Raw genomic sequence first — 13865 nt, 5'->3', positions numbered from 1 at the left:
GTTTATTTCTTTTCCTTTTTATCTTCTTCTTTCTTATCCTTCTTTTTGAAGATAGAATTGAAGAATTTCTTGGTCTTACTGATTGTTTCCGTTGCCGTTTCGGCCTTCCCCATAAGCTTTGCCTCACGCTCAGGAGTCATTCCTACACATTGTTTGATTCCGGCCAGCAAGCTTTGCCATAATGTTTTGAAAAAAGGATATTGCGGGACACGCTTGTAATTAACATTTCCTACATGATAAATTTCATTTGCATCAGGATTACTGTCATTCAGAATAAAACTATTGACTAAAAAAGAAATAGCACGCTTAGAGACCTTCTCTTCACCTTTGCCTTGTTCATTCAGGATATTTATTTTTAGATGATTGTAATCGAATTTGAATGTTCCCCAATTGCGGTAGTCATTGGCTTTATAATCAAAATTGATTCTTTTGATATTCCCGGATGCAATCTCCACATTTAACAGCGGCCGCAGGATTCTGTTAAATGCTGTAGCATTCATCGCTCCCACCGAACCCTTATACGTATGTTCACCCTGCTTGCTCAGCATATCAAATCCAAATTCGACTTTTAATAATCCGGAGCCCATTATATTACTGCTCAGATTTGCCCTCATCCACTTATCTTTCTTCAGGGCTACAGAGTCATTGGTTACATTCGTCAGGTAGCCCCTAGTATGATCAAAGGAAATAGAGCCTTCTTTCAGGTATTTATTACTAAACTCCGAATAAGTCACATCCACATTTTCAACCAGCACTGTATCTAACCGAAGCAATCCCTTTAATTGGAGCAGCTTCTGATGCGGAGACTGCCCAATCTTGTTTTCAGAAGGACTATGATAGCGCTTATCTGATGAGATCACTACCGATCCGTTTCTGATCTGCGCACGTCTGGCTGTCAGTTGCTTGTTTCGCATGAGATTTTTGAAGTCCAGATTTTCAAAACGAACCGTATCAAACCGCAGCGATGCAATAGAACCTCCGGAGCCTTTCTTTTTGTAGAAGGCATCCTTTTTTAACTGCGGGACATAAGAGACCTTAGTCAGCAGGATATTCTGTTCTTCCGTATTGATCTTCAGCTTTTCAAATCCGACCTTATACAGCCCGTTAGGAAGAGGATACTCAAATTTCGGCACCTCCAGTTCGATCATTTTTGTATGATAGAAGCGAAGAGAATCTGAGATTGATGTCGAATCAATCAGCACATCTCTCACCCGCAGATTGACCTTTTCAATCTCCATATGTGATGACCTGCCTTTGTCAAGTTGTGTATATTTAAAGGAAATATCTTCAACTTTTATACCACCGATCTGAATCGTATTTAAAAACTTTTTGACACTTTCATACAGCGTCTTTTGTGGTTTAGTGGAAACAGTATCATTGTAGGCATGATATTCATTCATCAAATGAATCTTAGGGCTTTCAAATTCTATAGATTCGATCTTAAGCTTCTTTTTCTTTAAAATATCAATAATATTGAAGCTCACTATTTTTAGTTTGGAAACTTTGATATGAACCCTGTTATTCGGAGCTTCTTTGCGCTGATCCATCTGTTTATAGACATTGGAATCCGGGATAAGCTCCACATTCTTGACCACTACGTTTCCAAGACCGGGATTGATATCCAGATCATCATATTTCAAGGTGTAAAGACTATCACTGGCATCTTTAATTGCTTCTTTTAACTGATCCTCCACTATGGGCTTCCAATGTATACTTAAATACCAACTTGCACTTACCACTGCAATGATAAGAAATGCAACTACCCCGATTACCCATTTCCAAACTGGCTTCATCCTTTAAATTTATAATGATCTTTATTTAATTAACAATCCGTGATAAAACAACTACGTATGCTATTATGTTTTACGACTATGTATTATTTTGGCTTCACTCGTATAAATATCTTACTTTTACTCTAAATGATTTATAAGAACATACAACTATATTTTTGTCTCTTCGCCCTGTTGTTACTGGCAACAGTGAGTTGTCAGCGTCCTCAGAAAGAGGTTTCATTTTACTATTGGAAAACAAACTACGCTTCCGACTCCATTACACAAAACAGTCTCAACCAGCTCCATACTAACAAACTGTATGTACGGATCATGGATATAGATATGCAGGAAAACGGACGTGAACCGATACCCATTTCGCCTATTACTTTCAAAGATACTCTTCCGGCAGATATGCAGATTGTCCCTGTGGTTTTTATCAACACCCGGATCTTTCAATCCATGGACAGCCTCACAATAAGAGGATTAGCTCATAAAATCGTGCCATTTGTCATTGAAAAGGTAAAACAGAGCGGCAATACTACATTCGGAGAGTTACAACTGGACTGTGACTGGACAGCTTCGTCCCGTGACAAATTCTTTTATCTGATCGAATTTATGAAGACTTTTCCCGAGCTGGCAAATGTAGAACTCACTTCCACCCTTAGACTCCACCAGATCAAAAACATCAAGACCAGCGGCATACCTCCTGTTTCAAGAGCCATTCTTATGTGCTATAATATGGGGAACCTCCGAAAATTCGGAACCCAAAACTCCATCTTGAATCAGGAAGATCTTAATCTCTATCTCAAAGATCATTTAGGAAACTATCCCCTCAAGCTCGATGTTGCACTACCTCTCTTTGAATGGTTCGTTGTATTCCGCAATCAGGAATACGCGGGAATTTCTAAAAAAATTGATAAAGAAGATCTGGACAATACCACCCTATTTACCCGTAATCCAAATACAAATCTGTATGTATTGAAGCAGGATCTTCCTGAAAAAGGGCTGATGAAAAACGATATCATCAGATATGAGTTTGTTTCTGAAGAAGACCTCTCAAAAACGGCTTCATTTTTGAAGAAAGAATTAAAGAAAGAAGATCGAAACATTGTGTTCTATCATCTGGACAAAACCATACTATCAACATACCCGAATGAAACTTTACAAAAAATCATTAATCGTCTCTAGTCTGTTTCTGGCGGCATATTTTGGTGAAATTGCAGTGAATATTGCCTGTGGTCCGGAAATGGATCCTTATGATAATCAAACATCCTATTTTCTGCCCAATATAGAGGCCGGAAGCTATTCCGCTTTTCAATATATCCCATATAGATTTCTTTACTCAGAAGAAGAACCTCAGAGTGAGGCTGTAATCAACATTCGCGAATGGACAGATTACCTTGGAAAAAGCGTAAAACCGGAAGATGTACAGGCATTGATGTATAAAGCAGACAGTGCAAGTGTGATTTCATTCCTGGCGGCTACAGATCGGAAACAATTACCGGACTCCTTATCAGGAAACACATTTGCTGTCAAATTATTAGAACCAAAATCAGCACCTGCAAAAGAGTATTTCAGCCTGACAAAGGAGGCTGAAAATTTAACTTTCGTTCCCTATAATTATTGGGATCCTGCTCCGGTAGATTATTCCTCCATACTGGATATTGCCGAAAAAGCTGAAGAAAAAATCGAAACATTTCCTGCAAATAGTTTCCTGAGATTAAGATATTCTTACCAGGCAGCCAGATTGTATCTGTATGCCAAGGAGTACGATAAATCTATCCTGATATATGAAAAGTATATCGCTCCTGTCAAATCTAAAAGTGCACTGATGGGTTGGGCATTATCCAACTACGCCGGTGCAAAAAGATGGAACGGAGAAAAAGCTGAAGCTGCATTTTTATACGCTAAAGTGTTCTATTCCAATCCGGAAAGAAGAATATTGGCTTATAAAAACTACCACTATATAGATATTCCTGATGAAGAAGTCACAGCCTTATCCAAGACAAAACAGGATCAGATGAGCCTTGCCGCATTACTGGGTTTCTCTGCATCGGATATGACAATGGAGTATTTGAAAACTTGCTATACACTGGATCATAACAACGAAGTAGTGGGTATGCTGCTGACCAGAGAAGTGAATAAGCTGGAATCTGCTCTGATCACTCCATATTCCTTAAACTGGACATATTACAATCCTTTCGGCAGCCCTGAAGAACAAGAGAAATCACAGAAACATGCTCACGAACTTCGTGATTTTGCACTCCAGTTATCCGGAAAACAAAAGAGTCTGGGACTTCTCACCGCAGCTTATACCAGCTGGCTGATTAACGAAAATGAAGCCGCTCAGGGATACTTGAAAAAAATAAATGTTAAAAAACTTCCTGAACCAATTCTCGACCAATTCCGTATTACCAATATGCTGACCCAACTCACCGATTGGAAAAAAGGACGTGAAGTTAATGAAGATGAAATGGTCTCCACGCTCGACTGGCTTTCTGAAAAGTCTAAAGGGGAGCAACGCAAAGATAATGATGAGTATTATTACGGTTATGAAGGAAGCCCGTACAGCCTTATCGGCAAAAACATCTTAAGCAATATTCTGGTACCGCAGTATCTGGCAAAAGGTGACACTGCCTTAGCGAGTCTGGCGGCCTTAAAAGCAGATATATTCAGCAATAATAACTATGTACAGGATACGCTTGAAAAGAACTTTAATTATTCTACAGACATATTCTGGAAGAAATACCTGACCTCTTCATCTATAATAGAAATACAGAATTATCTTCAAAATCCGCAGCAGCAGAAAGGTATAGTCAAATATCTGCTTCAGGGAATCAGCAATACCGATCAGATGGCGATCACAGAGCTTTTAGGAACAACTTATCTGCGTACACATGATTACGAAAATGCCGTCAAAACTTTAGAAAAACTTCCGAATACATACACCTATCAATCCTATAGCGACTGGTATTCAGATCAGTCTGTATATGCCAATCCATTCATTACAATGAATAACGATTATCCAAAAGAGAGGGGCACTGATGTATTCGACAAGTTGGATTTCGCCAGACAGATGCTACAGTTAGAGAAAAAACTCAAAACGGAAAAGGATCCTCAAAAACAGGCGAATATCTATTTTATGATGGCAAACGGAGTGTATCAAACCTCTACTTTCGGAAATGCATGGATGCTGGTAAGCTACAATTGGAGCAGTTATGATCCGTACACTTCACCTGAAGTAGATTGGGAATACGACTATTTGCAGGGAAGACAGGCAAAGCGTTGGTATGAAAAAGCGCGTACATTAAGCAAAGACAACGAATTCAAAGCACGTTGTACATTCATGCTTGCAAAATGCCAGCAAAAAGAATTTCAATATTCAAATGACGAGCGGTGGAAATATTATGAATTCTTCTCACAGTCTCCGTTCTATCTGTACAGCTTTAACAATCCATACTTTAAAGAACTAAAAAACAACTATTCCAAGACACAATATTACCAGATTGCGGTCAATGAGTGCTCTTATTTACGGGATTTTATTAATTAATTGCGGGTATTCTCGTTATGGTAGATACTCAGGTAGCTATCATAACGGGAGGCCTCAATAGATCCATTCTCCACGGCCTCCATAACCGCACAGCCCGGTTCATTCACATGGCGGCAATTGTTAAACCGACATTTGTTAAGCAAAGCCCTCATTTCAGGAAAAAAGTGGGATAGCTCCTGCGGCTCTATATCTACGATTCCCAGTTCGCGTATTCCTGGTGTATCAATGAGTTTGCCGCCAAAGGGCAGATCCATCATCTCCGCAAAAGTCGTAGTATGCTTACCTTTATCTGACCAGTCCGAGATACTTCCTGTTTTCAATCCTGCTTCCGGAATCAATGCATTGATTAAGGTAGACTTACCTACACCAGAATGTCCTGAGACTAGTGTCACCCTATCTTTCAACAGATCTTTTAGTTCTTCCACATTGATTCCTTCCAGAGCGGAGACCTCATAGCAAGGGTACCCGATAGATTCATATATATGTTCATATTCCTTCAGAATATCCAGACCTTCTTCACTGAACAGATCCAGTTTATTAAAAACTAACATTGCAGGCACACTGTACGCTTCGGCAGTCACTAAAAAGCGGTCAATAAACCCCAGTGATGTCGGAGGAGAAGCCAGTGTAACCACCAGAAGAGCCTGATCCAGATTAGCACCTATAATCTGTGTTTGTTTAGAAAGATTGACCGATCTGCGGATAATATAATTGCGGCGGGGCTCCAGATGCCTGATCACACCACTATCCTGATCCGGCTCCAGATCAAATTCAACCCAATCACCAACAGCCACAGGATTAGTACTTTTGATACCATGGGTACGAAACTTGCCCTTTATCCGGCATTCATAACGACGGCCATCATCCCCCAGCACCAGATACCAGCTACCTGTAGACTTTGTCACCAAACCTCTCATACCCTATCAAAAATGATTACAGCCATTTGCTCCATGTGACAAAAGTCGTAAAAATTTATTAATCTTCGGAAGTATTGAATTTATTACCTTTGTGAATACACCGTTAAATAAGATTTTGTGAAAAAACTATTTCTTCTAGATGGAATGGCGCTCATTTACAGAGCCTATTTTGCATTAAGCAAAACACCGAGACTCACGTCAAATGGCTTGAATACCGGCGCAATAATGGGATTTACAAACACCTTACTGGAAGTTTTGAAAAATCAAAAGCCCACTCATATTGCAGTCGTATTTGATACAGATGCACCTACAAACAGACACATAGAATTTGAGTCCTACAAAGCGCATCGGGAAAAAATGCCTGAAGACCTGTCTGCCTCTATTCCATATATCTTCCGATTGATCGAAGGATTCAATATCCCCATCATTACAAAAGATGGTTATGAAGCAGATGATATCATCGGTACTTTGGCCAAAGAAGGAGAGCAAAAAGGATTTACGGTATATTGTATGACACCCGACAAAGACTTTGGTCAGCTGGTGTCTGACAATATCTTTATCTATAAACCAGCCCGAATGGGAAATGGTGCAGAAACACAAGGAGTGCCCGAAATACTGGCGAAGTGGGAAATTTCGGATGTGTCACAGGTCATTGATATTCTCGGATTATGGGGAGACGCTGTGGACAATATCCCCGGAATACCCGGTATCGGAGAGAAAACAGCAAAAAAGCTGGTACAGGACTTCGGTTCAGTAGAAGGAATTATTGCCAATTCGGATAAGCTGAAAGGCAAAATGAAAGAGAACGTGGAGAATTTTGCCGAACAAGGTCTTCTTTCCAAGCGTCTGGCAACTATACAATTAGATGTTCCGATCGAATTTGATGAAAAATCGCTGCTTCTTGAAGATCCCAATAAGGAAGTACTGGAACCTCTGTTTGCCGAACTGGAGTTCAGAACATTAGGAAAGCGCGTGTTTGGTGAAGATTTTTCTGTCGCTGATGCGACAGGAAAAAATACTTCCGGTCAGATGGACCTTTTCAGCACGGCGACGAATGATACTGCTCCGCAACAGGAAGAGCTTCCTCCTGTAGCAAGCAACAATATCGACAATACAGCACACGAATATATTCTCGTGGATAGCAGCGAAGCACAGCAAAAGCTGGCAAAAGAACTTGCTGCACAAAAAAGTTTCTGCTTTGACACGGAAACCACGGGTCTTGATGCCCTAGTCGCAGATATTGTGGGGCTATCCTTTGCAATTGAAAAAGGCAAAGCATACTATGTCCCCACTCCTGATTCACGTGAACAGGCTTTGGAGATTATAAATATATTTAAACCCATTCTCGAAGATCCAGCTATTCAGAAAATCGGTCAGAATATCAAGTACGATATCTTACTGCTTTCCCGTTATGACGTAAAAGTTAAAGGAGCCTTGTTTGATACGATGCTGGCCCATTACCTGATCGATCCGGATACCCGTCACGGGATGGATGTACTGGCAGAAAATTATTTGGGATATATCCCTGTTTCCATTACCAAACTCATCGGAGAAAAAGGTAAGAAACAAGGGAATATGCGGGATGTAGAAATTGAACTTATCAAGGAATACGCATCTGAAGATGCGGATATCACCCTGCAGCTAAAAGAAAAATTCGAACCCTTACTGGAAGAAACGGCTACTCTTAAATTAGCACAGGAAGTCGAGTTTCCGCTTGTATATGTTTTATCTGAAATTGAAAAAAATGGTGTTAAAATTGATGTAGATGTCCTTTCTGTGTTTTCCAAAACTATAGAAGAAGATGTCCGTAATCTGGAAGCCAGTATTTATGAAAAAGCCGGAGTCAAATTCAACATTGCTTCACCTAAACAGTTAGGAGAGGTATTATTTGATAAATTGCAGCTCGATCCAAAAGCCAAAAAAACAAAAACCGGACAATACAAAACAGGTGAGGATGTATTACTGACACTCGCTAACAAATCTGATATCGTTCAGGATATACTGGATTTCAGACAGCTTCAAAAGTTGAAATCAACGTATGTGGATGCATTACCAAGCCTGATCAATCCAAATACAGGTCTGATACACACGAGCTATAATCAGGCTGTAGCAGCCACAGGCAGATTAAGCTCGACAAACCCTAATCTTCAGAATATTCCGATCCGTACAGAAAGAGGTCGTGAAGTCCGAAAAGCTTTTATACCAAGATCCGAAAACAATGTGATTCTATCTGCCGATTATTCCCAGATCGAATTGCGACTAATGGCAGAGCTGAGTCAGGATGCTAATATGCTCGAAGCTTTCCAAAAAGGATATGATATTCACCGCGCAACGGCAGCCAAAGTATATGGACTGGAACTTGATGAAGTCTCTTCAGATCAGCGAAGAAATGCTAAAGCCGTGAATTTTGGAATTATTTATGGTCAATCCGCCTTTGGCCTGTCACAAAGTTTAGGTATACCCCGTCGCGAAGCAGCAGATATTATAGATCAATATTTTCAACAATATTCCGGTATCCGCGATTATATGTCTAAAGCAATAGCGTCTGCAAAAGAAAACGGATTTGTAGAAACAATACTCAAAAGAAGGCGCTATCTGAGAGATATCAATTCGGCAAATATGACCGTTCGTGGTTTTGCAGAACGAAATGCCATTAATGCACCTATACAAGGCTCCGCAGCTGATATGATAAAAGTAGCAATGTTACGCATTCAGGAGGATATTGAAGAACAACAATTGGCTGGTAAAATGATCATGCAGGTACATGATGAGTTGGTATTTGATGTTCCGTTGGATGAAGTGGAAAAATTCAAGACACTTATTCAAAACAGGATGAAGACAGCGATCCCCATGCAGGTCCCTATAGAAGTAGAGATCGGACAAGGAAAAAATTGGCTGGAAGCACACTAAACATTTTGTGTTATGATTAATTTCAAAAAAATCTGTTTGCTAAGTGTATTTGCATTTCTGCTCTTTTCAATAGAGGCGCAGGAAACTAGATTAGTCTATTTTGAAAAAGTAACAGATAGTCTGATGCGCTTTTACTTTGACAATTACTATTACCTGGCAGAAAAAAACTGTCCGTTTAAATCTATAGAACGAGTAACCGGATTTAACAAAGAGACCAATACTTTTGAAGGCAATTTTAAGGATTTTGGTCCTACAGGACATGTTATTTTAACAGGAAGTCATTCCAATGGTGTAAAAACAGGTCCGTTTATCGCTTATCACCCTAATGGCAAAGTCAAGTGGGAAGCGACTTTTGCAGATGGACAACCTGTTAATGACTGGAAATTCTATTATCCGGATGGCCGGCCCATGATGGTATTAAATTATGAGCAAGGAGTCCGTATCATGTCGCAATGGGATAGAAAAGGTAAACAGATCGTTAAAGATGGGGAAGGATTGTATGATTTCACTATTCCTTTTGAAGGGTATTCCGAGTATGGCTATCCGATGCTCCGAAGAAGGGGAAGAGTAAAAAGTGGTGTACCTGCTGATAGATGGGAAGTCTATTTCGTAGATGAAAAGAATAATAGTGTCCTTGCAGCAGATGAATACTTTTCAGGTGGTGTCTTTAAACGAGGAGACAACTATTTTACAGAAGATAGTTATTCCCAATCTGATTTTCCGGTGTTACCGGTAGAATATTTTGTAAGAGCCGAATACTTAGTGTTCAAAAGGTGCAATTTTGACGACTACAGCAATTTCACAAACTACCTGAGTGAAAAAATTGAAAAGTCATTTGATGTAGTAAAGCTGACATTTAAAATAGTTCCCGGAAATTTTGAGTACACGGCTAAATTATCTGAAGCAGGAAAACCATCCCGAATCACATTTACAAAAATGATAGAGGATGCTAAAACACAAAACATATTAGCGGCTATAATAGAGGTAATTCCGTATTATTTCCCTTCGTTGAAAAACAATCTTCCCGTAAATGATACCATCGTGGTTTCCGGTCGGTTAGAGGTAAATGACGTGGGAGAAATAGATGTACATTCCATATCCATTAAACGTCCTGCAGAAGAATAGTTCTCCTTTTTGAAGATTATACTATATTTGCACAATATTTTTGATAATGAAATTTCACAAAGAAGGTTATACAAGTTTGGCAATTGTCGTTTTGATTATTTTCATTGCGAATGCCCTTGCTGATTATTATGACGCTCCTACTGTTGTCAAGTGGATCATTTATATAGTTTCAGCATTTCTGTTTATTACGATTGTACAGTTTTTCAGAAGCCCTATCCGCAAAATAACAATTGATGATGGTGTGATTCTTTGTCCCGCAGACGGAAAAGTAGTCGTTATAGAAGAAACGGAAGAGACAGAATATTTTAAAGACAGACGTATTCAGGTATCTGTATTTATGTCACCTGTCAACGTACACTCTAATCGCAACCCTATAAGTGGTATTGTAAAATATTTCAAATATCATCCCGGAAAATTTTTGGTTGCATGGCACCCGAAATCCTCTACAGATAATGAGCGCACCACAGTTGTAGTGCAGTCCAAGTCAGGTCAGGAAGTACTTTTCCGCCAAATTGCAGGAGCATTGGCCCGCCGTATTGTCTGGTATGTAAAAGAAAATGATACTGTAACACAGGGAAATGAATTTGGTTTTATCAAGTTCGGTTCACGTGTAGACTTATTCCTTCCGCTAGGAACCAGGATCGATGTCAAACTGGAAGACAAGGTCGTAGGCGGAAAAACCATAATCGGAAGATTTTAACATAGATTTAATAAAGCATTACTTATCTTAGGCTTCGAAAGTATTTCGAAGCTTTTTTTATGAATTTTAAACTGTTAGTACTGATTAATGCCGCAGCTGTGGGATTATCGATTTCTATTGTCAGCTTTTATTATCAGCACGATATTAAAGCCGCTTTCATCATTTTTGGCATTTCCCTTATTGTGAGTTTTGTGGTATTTTATTTTCTCTTTGAAAAATATATCTATCGCCGCATCAACACCATCTATAAGCTTATACATAATCTCAAATTAGGAAAGGACCTCAAAGATGCTTTGGGAGAATACGTCAGTGATGACCCCATCACAGATGCTGAACGCGAGGTACGAGACTGGGCCAAAGAGAAAAAATCAGAAATAGATAAGCTTAGAAGTCAGGAAAAATTCCGCAGAGAGTTTCTTTCTAACATATCCCATGAATTCAAAACACCTTTATTCGCCATCCAGGGATACATTGAAACTTTACAGGACGGACTGATAGAAGAAGATCCTGAAATGGCAAAAGGCTTTCTGGATAAAGCTTCTAAAAATCTTGATCGTCTCAGCTATTTGATTCATGATCTGGACGAAATTTCAAAGCTCGAATCCGGAAGAATTTCGCTGAATATTGAAAAATTTGACCTCTCCGAACTGATAAAGGAAACGATAGAAAATCTGGATGATAAAGCCAAATCACAAAAAATTGATATTGTATTCAAACAAAAGTATCAAAATGTGACTTTTGTAAAAGCAGACCGGAAGAAAATTCAACAAGTACTAACCAATTTGATCGACAATTCTATTAAATACGGCAAAACAGGAGGAAGTACCGATATACGTATATTCCCATTATTCGAACAAGTTTTGGTGGAAGTAACGGATGACGGGCAAGGTATAGAAGAAAAAAATCTGCCACGAGTATTTGAACGCTTCTACAGAACAGATAAAAGCCGTTCCAGAGGAATAGGCGGGTCAGGTCTGGGATTAGCTATTGTAAAACATATTGTTGAAGCACACCAGCAGAATGTAAATGTAAGAAGTACGGAGGGAATAGGAACAACATTTGGATTTACATTAGAAAAATCCAAAAACTAGGCCATCTCATTGACAATGAATGCCAGTCAATATTAAGTAAGGTCAAAATTAACACTAACTTAACATTGGCTTTATATCTTTGCATAAATTATATATTAACATATGTCGTTAAATAGTATTTTCAGTTATTTTGTTCCAAAGGACAAAAAATTTTTCCCGCTATTCGAACAAGCAGGAAGCAATCTGATCGAGATGGCCAAATTGTTGAAAGAAAATGTCAACTCAACAAATCTTGAAACCCGCAAAGAGATCACCAAAAAAATCGAGGATTTAGAGCACAAGGGAGATAGCATTACCCATCAGATCCATTTAGAACTGGGTAAAAACTTTATCACACCATTCGATAGAGAAGATATCCACGCATTAGCAAGCTCACTGGATGATGTTGCCGACTTTATTCACGGAGCATCTAACCGTATGGAACTATACAAAGTTCTGGAACCAAGTCAGCCAATGATCGAAATTACTGAATTGATCCTGGAAGCAACAGAACACGTTGCAAAAGCAATATATGAACTAAGAGATCTGAAAAACATTCGCAATATCACAGATTCATGTGTAAGAATAAACAGTGTTGAAAACAAGGCAGATTATATTTTTGATAAAGCGGTGGCTGATCTTTTTGAATATGAGAAAGACGCAATCACGCTTATCAAATATAAAGAAGTACTATCTGCAATGGAAGATGCTACAGATAAATGCGAAGATGTCGCAAATGTATTAGAAAGTATTTTAGTTAAGAATGCGTAAATCCAATTTAGGATTTAAGTTTTAACAATTTCACAATGATTTCAACCTTATTAGTTGTTGTTATTATTTTAGCAATTGCTTTTGACTATATCAATGGTTTCCATGATGCAGCCAATTCTATTGCTACAGTAGTTTCGACAAAAGTATTAACGCCATTTATGGCTGTACTATGGGCAGCAATATTCAATTTTGCAGCCTACTTTTATTTTACTGACCATAAAGTAGCCAATACCGTAGCCAAAACAGTTATTGAAGAATACATTACGCTGGAAGTGATATTCGCCGGCCTGGTCGCGGCTATCGGATGGAATTTATTTACCTGGTATTATGGTATCCCTTCAAGCTCCTCGCATACACTTATAGGCGGGTTTGCAGGATCAGGAATGGCTTATGCCTATATTATGGGAGGCGACCCCATCCACGCCATCAATATTGATGCGACATTAAAAATTATTTCTTTCATTGTACTCGCCCCAGTCATAGGGATGATAATATCTGTCATTATTACACTGATCATTATCAATCTGGCGAAGAAAAGTAGACCAAGTGTAGCAGAAAAATGGTTTAAATTTTTGCAACTGATCTCTTCTGCAGCATTGAGTTTTGCTCATGGAGGTAATGATGCACAAAAAGTAATGGGTATTATCCTTGTGGCGATGGTGGCAGGAGGTTATATTGAGAACACCAGTCATATGCCCGAATGGATACCATTGACCTGTTACGCAGCTATTTCTGCCGGAACAATGAGCGGTGGATGGAAAATCGTAAAAACTATGGGAACCAAGATTACCAAAGTAACTCCACTGGAAGGTGTAAGTGCCGAAACAGCCGGAGCAGTAACATTGGGTATCACCGAACATTTCGGAATCCCGGCTTCTACTACACATACAATTACCGGATCTATTATCGGTGTCGGAATTGTGAAAAGAGTTTCAGCAGTAAGATGGGGGGTAACGATCAGCCTTCTTTGGGCCTGGATCCTGACTATACCGGTTTCAGCACTATTGGGTGGGATCACGTTGGCAATCATCCATTATATTTTATAATCGT

Annotated in this window: 10 protein-coding genes; 8 read left to right on the top strand and 2 right to left on the bottom strand. The window is 39.2% G+C overall.

Annotation, left to right across the window (positions count from 1 at the left end; translation table 11 throughout):
- Positions 1 to 2 precede the first annotated feature (2 nt).
- Positions 3 to 1793 carry an AsmA family protein gene (locus I6J03_RS09580; protein WP_003013082.1) on the bottom strand — a complete coding sequence of 597 codons (1791 nt, stop codon included), beginning with the start codon at positions 1791 to 1793 and terminating at the stop codon, positions 3 to 5.
- Positions 1794 to 1919: 126 nt separating this feature from the next.
- On the opposite strand from I6J03_RS09580, the gene I6J03_RS09575 reads away from it, so the two are divergent.
- On the top strand, positions 1920 to 2960 hold the full coding sequence (locus tag I6J03_RS09575) for a hypothetical protein (RefSeq protein WP_003013087.1): 1041 nt from the start codon (positions 1920 to 1922) through the stop codon (positions 2958 to 2960).
- A complete protein-coding gene (locus I6J03_RS09570; RefSeq protein WP_201694335.1) occupies positions 2926 to 5322 on the top strand; it encodes a hypothetical protein in 2397 nt (798 codons plus the stop codon). The genes I6J03_RS09575 and I6J03_RS09570 overlap by 35 nt, the downstream gene beginning before the upstream one ends.
- On the opposite strand, the gene rsgA is transcribed toward I6J03_RS09570, so the two are convergent.
- Positions 5319 to 6239 carry a ribosome small subunit-dependent GTPase A gene (gene rsgA / locus I6J03_RS09565; RefSeq protein ID WP_003013099.1) on the bottom strand — a complete coding sequence of 307 codons (921 nt, stop codon included), beginning with the start codon at positions 6237 to 6239 and terminating at the stop codon, positions 5319 to 5321. The two genes, I6J03_RS09570 and rsgA, sit on opposite strands and share 4 nt — an antisense overlap.
- 117 nt (positions 6240 to 6356) lie before the next feature.
- Here rsgA and polA point away from each other — a divergent pair, with 117 nt between their 5' ends.
- The 6 genes from polA (at position 6357) to I6J03_RS09535 (ending at position 13861) form a co-directional block, all read left to right on the top strand.
- Complete coding sequence (gene polA / locus I6J03_RS09560) at positions 6357 to 9149, top strand: DNA polymerase I (RefSeq protein ID WP_003013101.1); 2793 nt, start codon at positions 6357 to 6359, stop codon at positions 9147 to 9149.
- 12 nt (positions 9150 to 9161) lie between these two features.
- On the top strand, positions 9162 to 10274 hold the full coding sequence (locus I6J03_RS09555; RefSeq protein ID WP_003013104.1) for a toxin-antitoxin system YwqK family antitoxin: 1113 nt from the start codon (positions 9162 to 9164) through the stop codon (positions 10272 to 10274).
- 46 nt (positions 10275 to 10320) lie between these two features.
- Positions 10321 to 10974: a phosphatidylserine decarboxylase family protein gene (locus I6J03_RS09550; RefSeq protein WP_003013107.1), complete on the top strand. Its 654-nt coding sequence runs from the start codon at positions 10321 to 10323 to the stop codon at positions 10972 to 10974.
- 59 nt (positions 10975 to 11033) lie between these two features.
- Complete coding sequence (locus tag I6J03_RS09545) at positions 11034 to 12065, top strand: sensor histidine kinase (RefSeq protein WP_003013110.1); 1032 nt, start codon at positions 11034 to 11036, stop codon at positions 12063 to 12065.
- A 102-nt stretch (positions 12066 to 12167) separates the two neighbouring features.
- A complete protein-coding gene (locus tag I6J03_RS09540) occupies positions 12168 to 12815 on the top strand; it encodes a DUF47 domain-containing protein (RefSeq protein ID WP_003013112.1) in 648 nt (215 codons plus the stop codon).
- A 35-nt stretch (positions 12816 to 12850) separates the two neighbouring features.
- Positions 12851 to 13861, top strand: a complete 1011-nt coding sequence (locus I6J03_RS09535; protein WP_003013114.1) for an inorganic phosphate transporter — start codon at positions 12851 to 12853, stop codon at positions 13859 to 13861.
- Positions 13862 to 13865: the final 4 nt, after the last annotated feature.

Source organism: Sphingobacterium spiritivorum, assembly GCF_016724845.1.
Classification (GTDB): Bacteria; Bacteroidota; Bacteroidia; order Sphingobacteriales; family Sphingobacteriaceae; genus Sphingobacterium; species Sphingobacterium spiritivorum_A.
The sequence above is the reverse complement of the archived record's forward strand: the minus strand, read 5'-3'. Positions and strand labels throughout refer to the sequence as shown.